The sequence below is a fragment of the Binatus sp. (SeqCode) genome, assembly GCF_035272065.1.
Taxonomy (GTDB): domain Bacteria; phylum Desulfobacterota; class Binatia; order Binatales; family Binataceae; genus Binatus.
On sequence record NZ_DATEQZ010000067.1, the window covers coordinates 43,186 to 61,066 of the forward strand.

The following is a 17,881-nucleotide window of genomic DNA, read 5'->3' on the forward strand; positions in this document are numbered from 1 at the left end:
GAAGCCGGCCTCGACCAGTCTCAAAAATGTCCTCTCCTGAAGCCATCGTCCCGCAAATCGAGCCGCCGCCGCGCCGCGTGCTGATCGTGCTGCTCGGCGCGATCGGCGACGTGGTTCGCGCGCTGCCGTTGCTCGGGCGCCTTCGCAACGCGTGGCCCGGCGCTCACATCGCCTGGGCGGTGGAACCCAAGTCGAAGGCGGTGCTCGAGCATCATCGCTGGCTCGACGAAATCATCGTGTACGATCGCGCGCACGCGCCGTGGACTTTCATCCCGTTTCTGGTGCGGGTTCGCAGAGGGCACTTCGATCTGGTCATCGATCTTCAACGTCATCTTAAGAGCGGCTTCACCTCGCGAATATCGGGCGCCCGCGATCGTTTCGGGTTCGCCGCGCCGAATACCAAGGAGTTCAATTATCTTTTTTCGAATCATCGGATCGCGCCGCAGCCGAACATGCGCTTGAAGCTCCAGCAATACCAGGCATTCGGCGATGCGCTCTGCATCGCCCCGTCGCCGATCGAATTTGGACTCGCCGCGACCGACGATGAGTGCGCGCGCGCACTCGAGCTGCTCCGCGAGGCGCCGCGTCCGATCCTTGCCGTGATTCTTGGCTCGTCGTGGCCGAGCCGCATCTATTTTCCGGAATCGACCGCCGCCGTGATTCGCAGGGTCGCGCGCCCCGACGGCGAGAGCCCGGCGCTGTTTCCCGTGTTGCTCGGCGGTCCCGACGAAACGAAACTTAGCGACGAAGTCATGCGGCACCTTGACGATGTGCCAGCGCTCAACCTTGCCGGCCGCACGTCGCTGCGCGATCTGATCGCGATCTTTCCCGAATGCGCCGTGGCGTTTGGACCCGACTCGGGCCCGATGCATATCGCGGCCGCCGTTGGATGCCCGGTGGTATCGTTGTGGGGCGCCACGGCCGCAGAGCGCTCGGCGCCGTGGGGCTTCGCCGAGTTGGCGATCAGCGGCGCGATCCCGTGCCATCCCTGCTATCTTCGTCAATGCCCGATCGGGCGCGAATGTATGCGGCGAATATCCCCCGAAGAAGTGGAAGTGACCGTAAGGCGCGCATTGGCGATGCCTCGAGTCGGAGCGGCGAGATGAGCTGGTGGATGACGCGCTTTGACGGGGTGCCGTTGACGCGCGGCGGGTGGACGTTCTTTCTGCCCGACTACGACGCGCGATATTCAGAGGAGCTTCGCGAGCGCCTGATCGATTCCGCGTTCGCTGCGATCGACGGCACGCTGTCAACGCGGGTACGGCGCTCACGTCACGCCGAGACGTGGTTCGAGCATTTCGATCAGGTTGGGGGCTTGGCCGCATATTTCAAAGTTCTAGACCCGATTCGCGGGCTGAATCGCGTCAGGTGGATATTCAGGCGCAGGCGCGCGGCGCACGTTGCGTCGGTCTCGGAGCATCTGCGGGCCGACGCGGTTGGAGTGCCGGAAATTCTGCTGCTCGGCGCCGAGCGCCGGGGTGGCCGCGAGATCATCGTGACCGCGCGCGTCGAGGGATTCAGCGTCGCGCGTCATTTGCGGCGTGCGAAGCTCGCGTCGAGGCGCGTCGTGTTGCGCGCGCTGGGTGCGGAAGTCGCGCGACTGCATCGCGCGGGATACATCCACGGCGACCTGTCGCCGTTCAACATCTTCGTGACCGGACTCGAACCGCCGCAATTCGTTTTCATCGATCACGAACGCACGCGGCGCACGATTCTGAGCCGCTTCGCGCGGCCGCGGATGCGCAATCTCGTACAACTGGGTCATCTCGAACTCTTTGGCATCACGAACACGGATCGGATGCGCGTTTGGTGCGGCTACTCCGCTACGTTTTCCGTACGACGCCGGCGAGTGGAACGACGCCGTATCGCCGCGATGCTTCGCGACAGAATCGCGCAAGACCGTAAGGGCGGCGTCGCCGATCGCGTCGCGTCGTCTCTCGGACCGCGCCGGGAGGCTAGCGGGAGCTGATGGCGGAGCGGACCAAAATCTCGGTGGTGATACCGGTGTTCAATGAATCCACGACGATCGGCCGCGTGATCGAGCGGGTGCTGGATTGCGGCTTCGACCCCGAGATCATCGTGGTCGATGACGCTTCGACCGACGGCACCGCCAAATTTCTGCGCGAGTTCAGCCATCCGCAAGTTCAATGTTTTTTCCACAGCGTGAATCGTGGCAAAGGCGCCGCGCTGCGGCTGGGTTTTGCGGCGGCGAAAAATCCTTACGTGTTCGTGCAGGACGCCGACCTCGAATACGATCCGCGGGACTACGCCGCGATGATTGGGCCGCTGCTCGACGGCCGCGCCGACATGGTGTACGGCTCGCGCTTTCTCTCCGGGCCGCATCGCGTCATGTTCTTCTGGCACTACGTTGCGAACCGCGCGGTGACGCTGCTCTCCGACATGATCAGCGATCTCAATCTGACCGATATGGAAACCGGGATGAAGGGTTTCGTCCGCGAGAAGTTGTTGACGCTCAAGCTCACCGCCGACCGCTTCACCTTCGAGCCCGAGATCACAGCCAAGGCGGCGCGCGCGCGCTGGCGAATTTACGAGGTGCCGGTGTCGTACTCGGGGCGGACCTACGATGAGGGCAAGAAGATCGGCCTTCGCGACGCGCTGACCGCGGTCTGCGCAATCCTGTACTACCGATTTTTCGATTGACCGCGGCCGAACCGTGATATGACGCGAACAGTTCAACATGACGACGCCAACCAAGTGAATCCCGACAGCGACACGGTTGAGGCCCGGGCGCTGAGTATAGTGGGCGTCGATCCCGAACTCGGCTTCGGCGGTGGCGAGACGCAGGTGCTGGGACTCACGCTCGCGCTGGCCGCCGGCGGGCATCGTGCCGAGCTGATATGCGACCCCGCGGGACGGCTCTGGGAGCAGGCTACAGCCGCTGGCGTAAAATGTCATCCGATTCGCATCCGCAACGCGATCGACCTGGCGGCGGGCCTCAAGCTGCGCGCGATCCTCAAACGCGAACGCTACGATGTCGTTCATTTTCATACTTCGCGCGCGCATTCGATGGCGCCGTTTGCGCGCGGCTTCGGCAGTACGCTGGTCGTTACGCGGCGGATGGACTACAGGCCAAATCGGGTGTTCGCGCCGTACCTGTACAATCGCGCAGTCGACGGCGTGATCGCGATTTCCGCCGGCGTTGCCGATTCGCTGGCGGCCGCGGGCGTCGATCGCCAGCGCGTCACCGTTGTGCACAGCGGCGTGGATTGCGACCGCTTCCGCCCGCCAACTTCTCAGGAACGCGTCGATGCACGCACCGCGCTCGGAATATCCGACGGCGACTTTGTGGTATCGGCGGTTGGCGCTCTCGAACAGCGCAAGGGCCATCTCTATCTCATCGAAGCGATCGGAGCGCTCGCGGCAACAGGGAATTCCGTCAAGGTAAAGTGTCTCATCGCAGGTCAGGGGTCGATTCGCCAAGTGCTCCAACGCGAAATCGCGCAAGTCAGATGCACTGAGCGCATCAGGCTGCTCGGCAGAATCGACGACGCACGCGAACTGCTGTGGGCGTCGGACGTGTTCGCGATGCCGTCGCTGAAGGAGGGGCTCGGCGTGGCCGCTCTGGAAGCCATGGCGAGCGCGCTGCCGGTGGTCGCGAGCGACGTTGGCGGACTGCGTCAAGTAGTGGAACACGATCGTTTAGGGCTCGTCGTCCCGACGGAGAATCCTAGCGCAATTGCAGCGGCGATTGGCCGGCTGGCGGAATCGCCCGGGCTGAGAACGCGGATGGGTGCACTGGCGCGGACGCAAGTCGTTGAACACTACTCGATGGAGCGGATGGCCGCGCAGACGCTCGCGCTCTATAGCGCGTGTGTGAGAAAAAAGCGGGAACACGGGGGCGGAGTCGCATGAAAAGCATGACCGGATTTGGCAGGGCGATCGCCGAGCATGACGGCACGCGTGTGATTGCCGAAGTGCGTGCGCTCAACCAGAGATTCTTTGAACTCAAGCTGGCGGTGCCGCGCGGATGGGGCGAGCATGAGGCGGAGATTCGCAAGACGGTGCAGAGTGTCGTGGCGCGCGGGCGGGTCGAAATTTTTATCAAGTCGGTTGCGCTGAAGCCGCCGCCCGTGCGGCTCGAAGTGAACGACCGGCTGGCGAACTTGTACGTCGCCGAGCTACGCCGCCTGGGCAAGCGGCTTCATCTGGGCGGCAATCCGGACATTGGATCGATCCTGAATCGGCCGGAAATATTTCACGTGGTCGAGGAGGAGCACGACTCGCGCGGTGCTTTCAAACTGGGCCAGAAGGCGTTGGTGCGAGCGCTGAAGGCGCTGGATGCCGAGCGCGTGCGTGAGGGTCGCAGCCTGCACGATGATTTCACGGCGCGGGTTCGCAATATTGAAGCGGCCGTGCCGAAGATCGAAAAGCTTGCGGAGCAGACGCGCGCGGAGATTCTGGAGAATTTTCATAAGCGCATTCGCGAACTGCTGGAAGAGTTGCCGGTCAACGAAAAACGCCTGTACGAGGAGGCGTCGTCTGCGTCGCAACACGGCGATATCAGCGAAGAGATCACGCGGCTGCGTACGCATCTCGACGGCCTCAAGGCGATCCTCAAGCGCAAGGGGCAGGTCGGGAAGTCGATCGAATTTCTGCTGCAGGAAATCAACCGCGAAGTAAATACCATGGGGTCGAAGTCGCAGAACGCGGCGTTATCTCAAGTAACGGTTGAAGTTAAAGCCGAAGCGGAAAAGATGCGCGAGCAAGTCCAGAACGTCGAATAGGATAGGGTGGAGGGCCTTTGCGCCCGCTTGATGGCTTCTATACCCTTGAAATCAGGTGACTCTTTGCCGCCGAGACGCGGTATAATCTTCATACTTTCGGCGCCGTCGGGCGCCGGCAAGACCACGATTTATCGCGCGGCGCTTAAGGCGATCGCGGGTTTGGAATTTTCGATATCCTTGACCACTCGCGCGCCGCGGGAAGGTGAGGCCGACGGAATCGACTATAGCTTCGTGAGCGAAGAAGAATTCAAACGCAGGCAGTCGTCCGGCGAGCTCGCCGAATGGGCGCGTGTGTTCGAGTCATCGTACGGCACGCCGCGCGGGCCGCTCGACGCCGCGATCGAATCGGGCCGCGACGTCCTGCTCGACATTGACATCCAGGGGGCGCGGCAGATACGCGCGACGTATCCCCGCGACGCGGTCAGCATCTTTGTTCTGCCGCCGACCTTTGCGGAACTTGAGGGGCGTCTGCGCGGGCGCGCCACCGAGGAGGAATCGAAGATCCAACATCGGCTGCACAAAGCGCGCGACGAAGCCGAGGCCTATCCCGAATACGACTATCTGATTATCAACGCCGAGGTACATGAATCCGTCTTGCGGCTTGAAACGATCGTAAACGCAGAACGGCTCAAGGTCGGCCGCCTGCGCGGCGAATTCGCGCCGTGGAAGAGCTAGCGCAAAGCAGCACTTCCGACCAACTCGCCGGCCTTATCGGGCGAGTGCAGACGTACAATCCGCAAGCGGACATCGGGCTAATCCGGCGCGCGTACGATTACTCGGCGCGGATGCATCTCGATCAGAAGCGCGAATCGGGCGAGCCCTACGTCACGCATCCGCTCAACGTCGCGATGATCATCGCGCAGCTCAAACTCGACGTGCCGTCGATCGTCACTGGCTTGTTGCACGACGTCGTGGAAGATACGCACGCGTCGCTGGCGGAGGTGCAGACGGATTTCGGCCCCGAGGTCGCGCAGCTTGTCGATGGCGTGACCAAGGTCTCGAAGATTACGTTCCAGAGCCGCGAGGAGAAGCAGGCCGAGAATTTCCGCAAGATGATCATCGCGATGGCGAACGACATCCGTGTCGTGCTGATCAAACTGGCCGACCGCCTGCACAACATGCGCACGCTCGACCATCTCTCCGCGGAGCGGCAGCAGGAGATCGCGCGTGAGACGATGGAGATATACGCGCCGATCGCGCATCGCCTCGGTATTTATTGGCTCAAATCGGAGCTCGAGGATCTGTCGTTTCGTTATCTGAATCCCAGCGCCTACCAGGCGCTGAAGGCCTTTGTTGCGGCGAAACGCAGAGAGCGCGAGGAGTACATCGCCAACGTCATCGAAATCCTGTCGCGCCGGATGTCTGACAGCGGAGCAACGGCGGAAGTGACCGGCAGGCCGAAACATTTTTTTTCGATTCACTCCAAGATGCAGGAGTTGGGGCTCAGCTTCGAGGAGATTTACGACCTCGTCGCGTTCCGCATCATCGTGGACACGGTGCGTGAATGTTACGAGGCGCTCGGCGTCGTGCACGCGAACTGGAAGCCGGTGCCCGGCCGTTTCAAAGACTATATCGCGCTGCCCAAGGCCAACATGTACCAGTCGCTGCACACGACCGTGATCGGTCCGCGCGGCCAGCGGATGGAAGTGCAAATTCGCACGCGCGAGATGCACAAAGTCGCGGAGGAAGGTATCGCGGCGCACTGGAGCTACAAGGACGGCAACTCGCGCGAGCTCAAGGAAAAGGACACGGAGCGGTTCGCATGGCTGCGGCGGCTGATCGAATGGCAGAGAATCTCAAGGACCCGCAGGAATTTCTGTCCACCGTCAAGGACGATCTGTTTCCCGAGGAGGTCTTCGTCTTCACGCCCAAGGGCGACGTGTTCGATTTTCCGCTCGGCTCGACGGTGATCGACTTCGCGTACCGAATCCACTCGCAGGTCGGCAACCATCTGGCGGGCGCGCGCGTCAACGGGCGCATGGTGCCGCTGCGTTACCGGCTTCGATCCGGCGACACCGTCGAGGTGCTCACGTCCGAGAAGCAAGTGCCGGGCAAGGATTGGACGAACTACGCGGCGACCGCGCGCGCGAAATCGCGCATCCGGCAGTGGCTGCGCAATCAACAGGCGGAACGCTCGCGCGATCTCGGAATATCGCTAATCGATCGCGAGCTCGAACCCGTCAAGCTCAGTGTCACACACCTCAGATCGAGCAAGCGCCTTGAGGGCGTTCTCCAGGAGTTCTCGCAGCGCGACGTTGACGGTCTGCTCGCCGCGGTCGGGTACGGAATAATCACGCCCGCGCAGTTGCTTGGGAAACTGCTGACGCCTGACGAACTGAAACTCTATCGTCCCGAGAAACTGCCGACTCCGCTCGGACCTGCGCAGCGGGAACGCGCCGCCAAGGAAGCGCGCAAGTCCGCCAGCGGTGCGGTCGTGGTTTCGGGCGTCGGCGACATGCTGGTGCGATTCGCGCGATGCTGTAACCCTCTCCCGGGCGAGGCAATCACCGGCTTCATCACGCGCGGGCGTGGCGTCACCGTGCATGTCGCGGGATGCCCGCATGCGCTCAACACCGATCCGCAGCGGCGCGTCCCCGTAGTGTGGAAGGACGGCGAGGAAGCGCCGCGGCCGATTCGGCTCGAAGTGCTATGCGCCGATCAGCCGGGTCTGCTCGCCGCGATGACCAAGGCGATCGCTTCGGCGGGCGTGAACATTTCGACCGCCGAAGTGAAGACGCACGGCGCCGACGGACGCGCGCTCGCGGTGTTCGAGGTTAGCGTGACCAGCGCGCGCCAGTTGAACAATCTGATGAACTCGATCGGCGCGATCGACGGCGTGATGCGGGTGTCGCGCCTCGGCCAGCAAAACGGCAATCGCCATTGATGAAAAGTTCGATTCACACCAGGCAAGCGCCAGCCGCAATCGGTCCGTACTCTCAGGCGGTCGAGCAAAATGGGCTGGTCTTCTGCTCGGGACAGATCGCACTCGATCCGGCATCGGGTAAGATCGTCGAAGGCGGGATCGAATTCGAAACTCGGCGCGTGCTGCAGAACCTCGGCGAAGTGCTCGCCGCAGCGGGTCTGGACTTCGTCGATATCGTCAAGACCACAATCTTCATGATCGATCTCGCCGAGTTTGAAACAGTGAACCGCGTGTACGGTGAGCATTTCGATCCGCCGTATCCGGCGCGCTCGACAGTGCAAGTGGCGGCGCTGCCGCGCAAGGCGCGAATCGAGATCGACGCAATCGCGCTGAAGCGCGACTGAATCTCCAGATCACTCCAGATTCAGAATGGACAGCGCGGCGGCGTCGAGAAATTTCCCCGATGGATCGAGCTTTCGCGCCGACCGCATCAAGCGCGCGGCGTTTGCGCGGCGCATCGCGGCCGAAACCGGCGCGTCGAAAAGCCGCGATTTGTCGAGGTCGATGATCATTACCGTGAAACTGTCGCGCGCTCGCGTCACCAGCAGGTTGTGCAGATTGAGATCGGCGTGAAAGAGACCCTTTTTATGCATCGTATCGATCGTAGCGCGCGCCTGCGCGAGAACGTGATTGCGAACGGTCGGATCGTCGTCGGTCGTCAGGAATTCCCATAACGTCATTCCGCGCACCGCGCGCGTCAGAAAGAATCCGCGATAGAGTGCGGGACCGATCCATTCGACCATCGCGCCCATCGGCTCCGCCACTGGAATTCCACGGCGCATCGCTTCGATTGTCACAGCAAGTTCGGCCAACGGGTGCGGCGTCATCCCGACGTAAACATCGCTGAGGATCGATGCAATCATCCCGCCACGGCGCCCCCGTCGCGCGAACAGCTCGATCCCGCCGCCGAGGTCAAGCCGAAATGCGCTTCCGCGATTGCCCGCGCCAGCTTCCGCGGTGGACGTCAGCGCGCCAAGCTTCTGCATGATTTGCGCGGCGTACGGAGCGATATCGCGATGAATCACGAGTTCGCGGCGTCCGATCCTGAACGTCGTGAAGTTTGGGTCGGGGCGCCACTTCATTTGCGCAGGTGGTCTCACGCCTAGGATGCCTCGCTCGTGAGCCACAGAGCGAATATGGCGGCGACCGCGAGCAATGATGAAATGAAGTGCGCCGAGTAGAAGAGCGCGATGCGGTTCAAATAATTTCCCGTCGCGAGATTGAGCAGCACGGAAAGCGCGAACGGCATCCACACAGAATTTGGTGCGCTCGCGCCGGCGGCGCGATCGGTCCACAGCGCGGCGGTCAGAGCCATGTACGGCACGAGCATCGCCGCGTAGTAGCTTTTCCACGAAATCGGTGCGAACGACGGCATCAGGCAGAAAAATCCGCAAAGCGCGAGGCGGCTCGCAAAGCTTCCGCGCGCATCCTCATTGCTCATCCAGTCCCAGAGCGACACTGCTCCGACGAGAATTATCTCGAGTCCCATTCCGACAATCGTGGCGGTCGGCGAGGTTTCCGCGTCGGTCCCGACGCGAAGACTCGTCATGCGCGCGACCGCAGACACCGCCGACTGGTTCGTGAGCATGGTGCGATATCGATTTGTCATCGAAGCGATCGCTGTTACGTATGAACCCGTCTGATCGAGCCATCCGCGCGGCCCGAAGATCACGATTGGTACGACCAGGAGCGCGATTCCCGCTGCCACGGCCCAACCGAGCGCGCCGAAGCGCCGTCGAAGCGCAAGATGAATCGCGGCGAGGAGTGCAAACGGCTTGATCAGTATCGCGGCGGCAATCATCAGGCCCGCCCATCTATTGCGCGACTCGCCGGCGTAAATTATCGACCACACGAGCAGTGCAAGGGTCGGGAGATTTATCTGGCCGTGCTCGAAATTATTGTCGATGAATCGAAATGACAGCAGCACCGGTACGATGATCAGCTCAGCGGGGAGTTGTCGTTCGCGGCCGAACAGGATCACACCTGCGCCGAGGATCAATTCAATCAGCGAAAAGGCGTTGATCCAGAAGAAGACAAATTGCGCAAGATGATGCGGCAGCGCCGCGAGCGGTGCGAACGCGATCGCAAAGATCGGCGCGTACAGGAATCGATCGGAATCGGTCGGCGGATAGATAGCGAGGCCGTGAAGAACGCGATGGCCCGAGCGATAGTAAACGTTGAAGTCGCCTTGAGACCGTAACGTCGCCGAGATGCCGAGCCCGACGAGGTAGATGCCGATCGCGAGCCATGCGAACTGGCGGGCGCGCGTCGAGTCGATCGTTTTCATCGCGGAAGGCAGGCTGGCCGCGCGCCGCGGCGAGATCACGCGATCGGCTTGGCTTCCTCGATCAGCATGATTGGAATGTCATCGCGCACCGGATACACGAGTCTGCACGCGCTACAGACCAGGCCGTCCTGCTGCTCGTTGAGATGCAGGTCGCCCTTGCATTTCGGGCACGCCAGGATGTCGAGCAATTCCTGACTCAGCGCCATCGCCGAAATCCTCCACGAACCTTATTTCTTCCGCTATGCATTCGCCGTCGCCGCCGTAACGCGGCCCAATATCAATTCGTCGAGCGCGCGGGTATCCACCGCGTCCATCGTCACTTCGAGCCTGAGAGCGTATAGCGAATCGCGCGGGAACGGAAACCGCTCCAGCTTGACCAGGTCCTTCTCGGTGGTGACGACGAGATCAGTGTCGCGCATCGCGTTCACAATAGCCTGCCAGTCCGCGTTGGTGTAGGCGTGATGGTCGGGATATTCGAAAACACCGACCAGGTCCGCGTCGAGTTCGCGCAGCATCGCGTTGAACCCGCTCGAATCCGCGAGGCCGCTGACAGCCAGCACGCGCCGTCCCCCCAGCCCCAGCGGGGTTTCGCGCCACGCGCCGTTCTCGATGACCAGCAACGCGCGCGGCCGTACCGACGCATGAAGTACTTTGCGCGCGGTCAGCTTCTTCATCTGCGACGGTCGAATTGCCGACGCGCAGGTTCCAGTGTTCGTCACTATGATCGCATCCGCGCGACCGAGAGCGTTGATCGATTCGCGCATCGGCCCGGCCGGGAGCATCCAGCCATTGCCGAAGCCGCGCTCGTCGCTCACCAGCACGAGATCCACGTCGCGACTCAACCGCACGTGCTGAAAAGCGTCGTCGAGGATCACCACGTCGAGCGGCCCGAGCTTGCTGAGCAGCTCGATGCCGTCGATGCGCCGCTTTGCGACCGCAATCGGGCCGGTGAACGTCTTCGCCATCATTGCAGGTTCATCGCCGGCTTCTTCGGGTGAGATTTTCAATTGGCCGCCGTCAGCCACCAGTTCGGCGCGCGCTCTCGATCGCGCGCGATGATAGCCGCGGCTCACGATCCCGACGCGCAGGCCGTGGCTCTGCAAGCGCTTGGCGAGGAACAGCGTGAATGGAGTCTTGCCGGTTCCGCCCACCGTCAGATTGCCGACGCTCACCGTCAGCACGGGCGCGCGCCGTTTCACCATCCGCCAATAAAGATGACGCGCGCCGACTCCGATCCGGTAAAATCCCGACGCCGCCGCGAGCCCGAGCCACGCCGGAAGAAGGCGGACAGGAAGATCGCGCTGCCACAATCGCTCGATTCGTGGGCGATTCGGACTCGGCTCGCTTGGGGGCATCGGTCAGCCGAGATTAATGAGCGCTTCGAGCTGCTTCAAGGCGAGCCGCGCGCCGCCCGCGCCGCTGCTCATGGATGCGCGCGCGCTTCGGCCTGCCTGTTGTCGTGCTGCATCGTCGCCCAGCCATTTCGAAGCTTCGATGACGATGTCGCGCGCGTTATTGACGATTCGCGCGCCACCTGAACTGACCATCGACGACACGATGTCCCGCTGGTTCTCGTGATACGGACCGATTAGCACTGGAACTTCGACTAGCGCAGGCTCGGCGGGATTTTGCCCGCCGCGTCCGGGCGCGAGGCTGCCGCCGACGAACGCGATCGCGCCGCGGCGATAAAAACTGCGCAGCTCGCCCATGGTGTCGAGGATCAAAACGTCGGCGTCGCGCGCCGCGCCCGGTGAATTGAGTTCCGACACCTTAACGTAATCGAGCGAGGCCGCACGCAGCGTGTTTTCGACGTCCGCCGTGCGATCTAGATGGCGAGGAGCTATCGTCAGCGCGAGCCGCGGAAAATCCTTGCGCAATTCACGGTAAGCATCGGCGATAACGGCCTCTTCGCCCGGCGCCGTCGAGCCAGCGACCAGAATGTTGCGCCCGGGTGCAAACGCCATCAGCTCGCGACGAATCGGGTTTTGATTCGCCACATCCGCATCTGCCGCTTCGATCTTGGTGTTGCCCGTGACGACCACCTTCGCCGCGAGATCGAACTTCGCGTAGCGCCGCGCGTCATTCTCGCTCTGCGTCAGAATCAGGGCTGCCCGGCCGAGCGCATCGCAAAACAGGGCGCGCACGCGCAAGTAGCGGCGCAACGATCGCTCCGACATACGGCCGTTGACTACAACGACGGTCGCTCCCGCCCGTTCGGATTCGATGAAGTAGTTCGGCCAGATCTCAGTCTCGGTGATCAGTACCACGCCCGGCCGCACGCGCTCCAGGAAGGAACGCACCGCGCGCCGATTGTCCAGCGGCGCGAGCATCCATGCCGCGGCGCCCGGGATTCGGCGCTCGGCCGCCTCGCGTCCCGCCGCCGTCATCGTGGTGATTGCCATGATCGCGCCCGGATGACGTTCGAGCAGGCCGTTGGCGACCGGCCGAATCGCTTCGATCTCGCCGACCGATGCCGCATGAATCCAGATTCGCGGCGCGCCCACGGTATCGGGAAAATCGCCGTGGCCGAGCCGCTCGCGATACTCGCGCACGTTTGCCGGATGCGCGGCAAGCAGCGCAAACGGCAGCGCAGGATACCACAACAGATTGTACAGCGCGCTTAGCATCGGAGCTTCGCCGATCCGCACGCCTGACGAGTCGGATTTACGGTAGAGGTACAGTTTGAAATCCAGCCCACTCCGATCATTCTGCCATCGCCAATGCATCCATCAAAGTTTGAAGGTCATGCCGGCGGTGGCGGCGCGGGTGAGTTCCGCGCTTTGGGAAATGTTTGATATGGTGAAGGCGTTAGAGGGTTGGGAAGCGTCACAGCAGGTCGCGAAAGGGGAGCTATGCTAATTGGTTCGACCATCGTGATCCAACAGCCCGATCAGCCTCTGGGCAGCGTGCTCGAAGAATTGCGCGGGTTGCATCCCCGCGACCCGGGCTTCGCGCCCTTCTATCTGGTGCATGTCGTCAACCCGTTTTCGCAGCTGGCGAACGAATCCCACGCCAGGACGCAGCATTTGACCCTCGTGACAATGGAGCAAGCCGCATCGTTAGACGGCGCCGGCGGTGTGCGCCAGATTTCCGTGAGCATGCGCGAAGACCGCGGCATCGCTCCGAATTCCTTCGTGCGCGCCAACGATCTCGATCGCACGGTTCTCGACGTCGGCTCATTTGGCATGCCACGTCCCCTGCCGCTGTTGTTCGATATTCTCGATCGCGCGGGAACCTACGCCGAGCCAGACGATTATCTGATCTACAGCAATATCGACATCGGCGGACGGTTTCGGACATGGCCGACTATCGCACATATCACCCTCTCGCGGCGTCGGAAGTCGGATCAAACCACCCTGGCTTCGATTGCCTGATTTTCCGACGAGCGCTTTGTTCATTGTTTGTCCGCTGCAATGTGTGCATCGGAGCACCCTCCGTCGCGCTCGCCCTTCTGTACAACATGATCGTCTACTCCCGCCGGATGCTGATGCTCAAAAACGTGCATCTGACCTATCATTTGGGCGACGACACGGACTTGGCTGGAAAAATCCTTCGCCGACTATCACCAGTTCAATACCCGGGAGGTTATCGGCGTGATGCGGCAATTGGCGCACGATCCGGCAAGCTTGGCCATCCTTCAAGAATTCTGCGAGCGGCATCCCGAACCCCCGAGGTTTGCCGAAGTCGCACGCAGCCTGACCGTCGCGCAATAGTCGGACCACCGATTATCCAACCTGGCATGTAAGCCAAGTAACTGCTCAGAAATTCAAACTGTACCACTACTGAATTTACGAACAGTGAATATCAGTTCACGAGTCCGCCGTTACCGGCGAGATCTTCGGGCGACATGAACTGCAGGTCGTAGAGCTTTCGGTACTCCTTCCCGCGCGCAAACAATTCGTCGTGCGTGCCGTCTTCGACAATCCGGCCGTGAACGACAACGACGATCCGGTCCGCGCGACGCACCGTGGACAGCCGATGCGCGATCACCAGCGTCGTGCGGTTTGCCATCAGATGCTCGAGCGCTTCCTGCACCGACCGTTCGGCGGCAGAGTCCAGCGACGAGGTTGCTTCGTCGAGAATCAGAATCGGCGCGTCTTTCAGCAGCGCCCGCGCGATCGCGATTCGCTGCCGCTCCCCGCCCGAGATGCGCACGCCCCGCTCACCCACCATCGTCTCGTAACCGTTGGGCAGCCGCGAGATGAAGTCGTGCGCGTTGGCGAGCTTGGCGGCCGCAATCACACGCTCGAGATGCTTGTCGCTGCTTCCGTACGCGATATTGGCGCGAATCGTGTCGTCGAACAGGAACGTACTTTGCGTCACCAGGCCGATTTGCGCGCGCAGCGATTTGAGCCGCAGCATGCGCACGTCGATTCCGTCCACCGTGACGTTCCCCTGCTGCACGTCGTAGAAGCGCGGAATCAAATCCGCCATCGTGGATTTGCCGCCTCCGCTCATCCCGACCAGCGCCACGACCTTGCCGGCGCCGATCTCCAGGTTGATATCGTGCAGCACCCATTCGTCGCCGTACCGGAAACTGACGTGCTCGAACGCGACGCTGTGCGGGCCGGCTTGCAGCTCGATTCCGTCGGGATCGTCGGGAACCTCGCTCGGCATATCCATCATCTCGAAGACGCGTTCGGCCGCGGCCAGCCCCTGTTGAATACTGTTGTTGGTCTTACCGAGCGCTTTGAACGGCCGGTAAACGAGAATCATCGTCGTAAAGAATCCGGCAAATTGCCCCAGCGTGCGCGTGCCTGCTTGCAGCGATCCCACCGCCCACCACACCACCGCGACCACCGCGATCGCACCGAGCGCCTCGATCAGCGGTCCCGTGAACGCCTTGATGCGCGCGACGCGCATGAAGATGCGGAACAGCCGCTTGAGCTCTCGATTGAAGCGCGCGCGCTCGTAGTCCTCCATCCCGAACGCCTTCACCACGCGGTTTCCTTGAAAGGTTTCAACCAACAGCGATTGCAAGCCGCTCAATTGCTTCTGCTGATTCTTGGTTTCGCGGCGAACTTTCTTAGAAAGACTTGCGATCGGCAGAACGACGATCGGGAAACCGATGAAGGCGAGGATCGCGAGCTGCCAGTCGAGCCAGAAGGCCGTCACCAGCAGCGCGATCAGCGACATGCCGTCGCCGAAAATCGAAAATATGCCGCTGCTCAGGCTCGTCACCACCAGGCCGACGTCGCTGATGATTCGCGAAACCATCACGCCCGTCGGCGTGCGGTTGAAAAAACTCAGTGACTGGCGCTGCAGGCTCTCGTTCAGATCGGCGCGGATGTCCATCGTCAGCTTCTGAGAGATGTAGGCGCTCAAGTAGTCGTCGGCAAAGTTGGCGACCGCACGCAGCAAAAATAATCCCGCGAGCAGCAGTGAGAATTCGCGCAGCTTCGATGCGCCGTGCGCATCGAGCTGATGAGACACTTTGAGATTGGTGACCAGGTCGACCACCATCTTTATGATCAGCGGGATTCCCGCGCTGGCCGCCGATAGCACGCCCATCGCAATCCCCAGCAGCAGCACATAGGGGAACAGGTATCGGCGCAGGTAGCCGAACAACCGCCATTGCAACGGGGTCAGCAGCTTCATGCGGTCGTCCTGGCGATCATCCCGAGCGCGATCGTCGCGACCCGTCCCGCCGCTCCCGGCGAGCCGAGCTTCTCGCGCAATGCCTTCAGCGCGGCGACCGTGTCTGTGCGTATCGTGTCGCTCAGCAGAGGCTCGGCGGCTCGCACCAGCTTCTCGACCGTCACGTCGCCCTGGATTAGCTCGGGGACGATTTGCCTTCCAGCGAGAATATTCGGCATCCCGATAAAATCCACTCCCGTCACAAGCATCCGCCCTAGGATATAGGTAAGCGGCGATACTTTGTAGGCGACGACTTCGGGACATCCTAGCAGCGCCGTCTCGAGCGTCGCCGTCCCCGACGCGACCAGCGCCAGTTCGCTCGCCGCGACAATATTGTAGGTGTCGTTCTCGACAACCTTGATCCCCGCCAGGTCTGCGCGCCCAACCTCGGCTAGTTCGGCCGGGGTCAGCGTCGGCGCGAGCGCGAGCGCTATTTCAAGATTGTGATCGCGCGCGACAATCCGCGCCGCCTTGACCATCGGATCCAGCAGGTAGCGGACTTCCGCGCGGCGGCTGCCCGGCAGGATCGAGATGATTCGCGCGCGCGGCGGGAATCCGTGGCGCTTGAGCGTCTCGTCGCGGCTATGGACCGTGGCGATCCGATCGAGCAGCGGATGCCCGACGAATGAAACGCGCTCGCCCGCGCGATGGAACAGTTCGGCCTCGAATGGCAGCACCACCGCAAGCCGATCCGCGCGATCGACCAGCTTGTCGATGCGGCCGCGCCGCCACGCCCAGACTTGCGGCGTGATGTAGTAGAGCACCGGCACGCGGTTGCGCCGGGCAGTGCCGGAGAGAATCAGGTTGAACTCCGCGTAGTCAATCAGGATCACGAGGTCCGGCTTCTCGCGCCGGATGATTCGGCGCAGCATGCGAAATGCGCCAATCGTGCGCCCGATCGTCGAGGCCAGTTCCGAAAGTCCGAGCCCGTGGATGTCTTCGGTCTTGACGATCGCCCGCACGCCGGCCGCGCGCATTTTCTCGCCCGCAATTCCAAACAGTTTACACGACGGATCGCGCGCCAGGATTTCACGCGCCAAATCCCCGCCATGAAGGTCGCCCGACGCCTCGCCGGCAACGATCATGATGCGATTCCTGCGCGCGGGCTCTTTCAGGCGTTCAGCAACCGGCGGCGGCGCTTCGGCATTCAGCGGCATCGAAGCGATTGTGATTGAAAACCCCGCCGCTGCAAATAGCCCCGCTCGTCCGATTCAGTCGTTCTGCGCGAAATTCCTGCGGATCGCGTTGCGTATCTGATCGACCGGCGAACCCTGCTCCGACATCCGCTTTGCAAGCAGCACCTCTCCGGTGCAGATTTCGCACGACGCCGCATGCATGCTGCGATAACAGTCGAGCAGGCTCTGATGACCTTCGGCCTTGTCACATCCGCAATAGCAATGCAGTTGCGCCAGCAGTTCCGGATTTTTCTCCGCGAACTTGTATGCTTCCTTTACCGGCCCGAAAAACTGGTTTGGATCGAGCGTCAACCGCCCCTGCGCTCCGTTCGCCGCGACGGTCTCCGCCTCCGCCCGCCCCGTGCAACAGCAATGACCCGCGACGCACATCGCGCCGCGCGCATTGCCTTTTGCCGTTGAACCGCCGAGCATCGGCCACAGGTATGCCAGCGCCAGGATTGCCGCAACCGAGGAGCCGAAAATTATCGCTCGTCTCATGTTGCACCTCTCACCCGTTGTTCAGGGTCTTCTTGACGTCGTCGACGATGTCCTGGGCTTTCACGACTTCGCCGTTGTATTCGCGCACCAGCCGCCCATCCGGTCCTACCAGCATCATATCAACCAGGTGGCCGACCGAACCATCCGGCTCGACTTGCCGGCTGAGCTTGAAGCCCGCCAACGCCCGATCGATCTCTCCGGGACCGCCGGTCAGGAAATACCATCCCTTCTCATCCGCCCCCTGCTGACGCGAGTAGTCGAGCAACTGTTTGGGTCCGTCATGCTCGGGATCGACGGAGATCGAAACGAGCGTCACCTTCGAACCGAGATCGTTGCCCAGCCGCAGCGCGACGTCCGCAAACTTTGCCGTCTCCATCAGGCACGGCCCCGGACAAGAGGTGTAGATGAAGTCCACCACCAGCGGCTTGCCCTTGAGCGACGTGAGCGTGATCGTGTTGCCATTCTGATCGACGAGCTTGGTGTCGGTGAGGACGCTCGCGGCGGCCGCGCCACTTTCGGAGTCGCGATGGCATCCGGCAGCCGCTAATACACTCGACGTTATGGCTACGGCCATGACCAGAGATCTGAGATTATAGTGAGTACTCATACATATCTC

At 62.0% G+C, this 17,881-nt stretch carries 17 protein-coding genes and 1 pseudogene; 9 read left to right on the forward strand and 9 right to left on the reverse strand.

Annotated elements, in window-relative coordinates; translation table 11 throughout:
- The first annotated feature begins 26 nt into the window (after nucleotides 1-26).
- The 8 genes and pseudogenes from VJX68_RS13180 to VJX68_RS13220 all read left to right on the forward strand — a co-directional run bounded on the left by VJX68_RS13180 (nucleotide 27) and on the right by VJX68_RS13220 (nucleotide 8,012).
- Nucleotides 27-1,106 (forward strand): glycosyltransferase family 9 protein, encoded by a 1,080-nt coding sequence (locus VJX68_RS13180; RefSeq protein ID WP_324096164.1) that lies wholly within the window; start codon nucleotides 27-29, stop codon nucleotides 1,104-1,106.
- A gap of 8 nt (nucleotides 1,107-1,114) precedes the next feature.
- Nucleotides 1,115-1,969 carry a lipopolysaccharide kinase InaA family protein gene (locus VJX68_RS13185; RefSeq protein ID WP_324096165.1) on the forward strand — a complete coding sequence of 285 codons (855 nt, stop codon included), beginning with the start codon at nucleotides 1,115-1,117 and terminating at the stop codon, nucleotides 1,967-1,969.
- On the forward strand, nucleotides 1,969-2,661 hold the full coding sequence (locus tag VJX68_RS13190) for a glycosyltransferase family 2 protein (RefSeq protein ID WP_324096166.1): 693 nt from the start codon (nucleotides 1,969-1,971) through the stop codon (nucleotides 2,659-2,661). The genes VJX68_RS13185 and VJX68_RS13190 overlap by 1 nt, the downstream gene beginning before the upstream one ends.
- Nucleotides 2,662-2,679: 18 nt before the next feature.
- Nucleotides 2,680-3,873, forward strand: coding sequence for a glycosyltransferase family 4 protein (locus VJX68_RS13195; protein ID WP_324096167.1), 1,194 nt, complete (start codon nucleotides 2,680-2,682; stop codon nucleotides 3,871-3,873).
- Nucleotides 3,870-4,745 carry a YicC/YloC family endoribonuclease gene (locus VJX68_RS13200; RefSeq protein ID WP_324096168.1) on the forward strand — a complete coding sequence of 292 codons (876 nt, stop codon included), beginning with the start codon at nucleotides 3,870-3,872 and terminating at the stop codon, nucleotides 4,743-4,745. The genes VJX68_RS13195 and VJX68_RS13200 overlap by 4 nt, the downstream gene beginning before the upstream one ends.
- A gap of 63 nt (nucleotides 4,746-4,808) precedes the next feature.
- Nucleotides 4,809-5,420 (forward strand): guanylate kinase, encoded by a 612-nt coding sequence (gene gmk, locus VJX68_RS13205; RefSeq protein ID WP_324096169.1) that lies wholly within the window; start codon nucleotides 4,809-4,811, stop codon nucleotides 5,418-5,420.
- Nucleotides 5,408-7,629, forward strand: a pseudogene (locus VJX68_RS19140) (RelA/SpoT family protein). The gene gmk and the pseudogene VJX68_RS19140 overlap by 13 nt, the downstream one beginning before the upstream one ends.
- Nucleotides 7,629-8,012, forward strand: a complete 384-nt coding sequence (locus tag VJX68_RS13220; RefSeq protein WP_324096171.1) for a RidA family protein — start codon at nucleotides 7,629-7,631, stop codon at nucleotides 8,010-8,012. The pseudogene VJX68_RS19140 and the gene VJX68_RS13220 overlap by 1 nt, the downstream one beginning before the upstream one ends.
- Nucleotides 8,013-8,021: 9 nt before the next feature.
- Here VJX68_RS13220 and VJX68_RS13225 read toward each other — a convergent pair whose 3' ends face one another.
- The 5 genes from VJX68_RS13225 to VJX68_RS13245 are packed head-to-tail and all read right to left on the reverse strand — an operon-like array spanning nucleotide 8,022 to nucleotide 12,582.
- Nucleotides 8,022-8,768, reverse strand: coding sequence for a lipopolysaccharide kinase InaA family protein (locus tag VJX68_RS13225; RefSeq protein WP_324096172.1), 747 nt, complete (start codon nucleotides 8,766-8,768; stop codon nucleotides 8,022-8,024).
- A gap of 2 nt (nucleotides 8,769-8,770) precedes the next feature.
- Nucleotides 8,771-9,994 carry a glycosyltransferase family 87 protein gene (locus VJX68_RS13230; protein WP_324096173.1) on the reverse strand — a complete coding sequence of 408 codons (1,224 nt, stop codon included), beginning with the start codon at nucleotides 9,992-9,994 and terminating at the stop codon, nucleotides 8,771-8,773.
- A complete protein-coding gene (locus tag VJX68_RS13235) occupies nucleotides 9,991-10,161 on the reverse strand; it encodes a Trm112 family protein (protein ID WP_324096174.1) in 171 nt (56 codons plus the stop codon). The genes VJX68_RS13230 and VJX68_RS13235 overlap by 4 nt, the downstream gene beginning before the upstream one ends.
- Nucleotides 10,162-10,194: 33 nt before the next feature.
- Nucleotides 10,195-11,310 carry a tetraacyldisaccharide 4'-kinase gene (gene lpxK / locus VJX68_RS13240; protein WP_324096175.1) on the reverse strand — a complete coding sequence of 372 codons (1,116 nt, stop codon included), beginning with the start codon at nucleotides 11,308-11,310 and terminating at the stop codon, nucleotides 10,195-10,197.
- Nucleotides 11,311-11,313: 3 nt separating this feature from the next.
- On the reverse strand, nucleotides 11,314-12,582 hold the full coding sequence (locus VJX68_RS13245) for a 3-deoxy-D-manno-octulosonic acid transferase (RefSeq protein WP_324096176.1): 1,269 nt from the start codon (nucleotides 12,580-12,582) through the stop codon (nucleotides 11,314-11,316).
- Between the two features lie 225 nt (nucleotides 12,583-12,807).
- Between VJX68_RS13245 and VJX68_RS13250 the strand changes: the two genes are divergently transcribed.
- Nucleotides 12,808-13,329 carry a hypothetical protein gene (locus VJX68_RS13250; RefSeq protein WP_324096177.1) on the forward strand — a complete coding sequence of 174 codons (522 nt, stop codon included), beginning with the start codon at nucleotides 12,808-12,810 and terminating at the stop codon, nucleotides 13,327-13,329.
- A gap of 430 nt (nucleotides 13,330-13,759) precedes the next feature.
- On the opposite strand, the gene VJX68_RS13255 is transcribed toward VJX68_RS13250, so the two are convergent.
- Genes VJX68_RS13255 through VJX68_RS13270 form a run of 4 tightly spaced genes read right to left on the reverse strand, consistent with a single transcriptional unit; the run spans nucleotide 13,760 to nucleotide 17,839 of the window.
- Nucleotides 13,760-15,553, reverse strand: a complete 1,794-nt coding sequence (locus VJX68_RS13255) for an ABC transporter ATP-binding protein (RefSeq protein WP_324096178.1) — start codon at nucleotides 15,551-15,553, stop codon at nucleotides 13,760-13,762.
- Nucleotides 15,550-16,749 (reverse strand): lipid-A-disaccharide synthase, encoded by a 1,200-nt coding sequence (lpxB, locus tag VJX68_RS13260; protein ID WP_324096179.1) that lies wholly within the window; start codon nucleotides 16,747-16,749, stop codon nucleotides 15,550-15,552. The genes VJX68_RS13255 and lpxB overlap by 4 nt, the downstream gene beginning before the upstream one ends.
- Before the next feature lie 54 nt (nucleotides 16,750-16,803).
- Nucleotides 16,804-17,265 carry a CYCXC family (seleno)protein gene (locus VJX68_RS13265; RefSeq protein ID WP_324096180.1) on the reverse strand — a complete coding sequence of 154 codons (462 nt, stop codon included), beginning with the start codon at nucleotides 17,263-17,265 and terminating at the stop codon, nucleotides 16,804-16,806.
- Nucleotides 17,266-17,275: 10 nt separating this feature from the next.
- The gene (locus VJX68_RS13270) at nucleotides 17,276-17,839 is read right to left on the reverse strand and encodes an SCO family protein (protein WP_324096181.1); all 564 of its coding nucleotides are present in this window, start codon (nucleotides 17,837-17,839) and stop codon (nucleotides 17,276-17,278) included.
- Nucleotides 17,840-17,881: the final 42 nt, after the last annotated feature.

What these genes read in the sequence shown, in the direction of transcription:
- VJX68_RS13195 (WP_324096167.1), top strand. Translation starts at nt 2,680, where the DNA reads ATGACGCGAACAGTTCAACATGACGACGCCAACCAAGTGAATCCCGAC.
- VJX68_RS13250 (WP_324096177.1), top strand. Translation starts at nt 12,808, where the DNA reads ATGCTAATTGGTTCGACCATCGTGATCCAACAGCCCGATCAGCCTCTG.
- VJX68_RS13265 (WP_324096180.1), bottom strand. Translation starts at nt 17,265, where the DNA reads ATGAGACGAGCGATAATTTTCGGCTCCTCGGTTGCGGCAATCCTGGCG.
- lpxB (WP_324096179.1), bottom strand. Translation starts at nt 16,749, where the DNA reads ATGCCGCTGAATGCCGAAGCGCCGCCGCCGGTTGCTGAACGCCTGAAA.
- VJX68_RS13270 (WP_324096181.1), bottom strand. Translation starts at nt 17,839, where the DNA reads ATGGCCGTAGCCATAACGTCGAGTGTATTAGCGGCTGCCGGATGCCAT.
- VJX68_RS13190 (WP_324096166.1), top strand. Translation starts at nt 1,969, where the DNA reads ATGGCGGAGCGGACCAAAATCTCGGTGGTGATACCGGTGTTCAATGAA.
- VJX68_RS13245 (WP_324096176.1), bottom strand. Translation starts at nt 12,582, where the DNA reads ATGCTAAGCGCGCTGTACAATCTGTTGTGGTATCCTGCGCTGCCGTTT.
- lpxK (WP_324096175.1), bottom strand. Translation starts at nt 11,310, where the DNA reads ATGCCCCCAAGCGAGCCGAGTCCGAATCGCCCACGAATCGAGCGATTG.
- VJX68_RS13220 (WP_324096171.1), top strand. Translation starts at nt 7,629, where the DNA reads ATGAAAAGTTCGATTCACACCAGGCAAGCGCCAGCCGCAATCGGTCCG.
- VJX68_RS13185 (WP_324096165.1), top strand. Translation starts at nt 1,115, where the DNA reads ATGACGCGCTTTGACGGGGTGCCGTTGACGCGCGGCGGGTGGACGTTC.
- VJX68_RS13200 (WP_324096168.1), top strand. Translation starts at nt 3,870, where the DNA reads ATGAAAAGCATGACCGGATTTGGCAGGGCGATCGCCGAGCATGACGGC.
- VJX68_RS13255 (WP_324096178.1), bottom strand. Translation starts at nt 15,553, where the DNA reads ATGAAGCTGCTGACCCCGTTGCAATGGCGGTTGTTCGGCTACCTGCGC.
- VJX68_RS13180 (WP_324096164.1), top strand. Translation starts at nt 27, where the DNA reads ATGTCCTCTCCTGAAGCCATCGTCCCGCAAATCGAGCCGCCGCCGCGC.
- VJX68_RS13235 (WP_324096174.1), bottom strand. Translation starts at nt 10,161, where the DNA reads ATGGCGCTGAGTCAGGAATTGCTCGACATCCTGGCGTGCCCGAAATGC.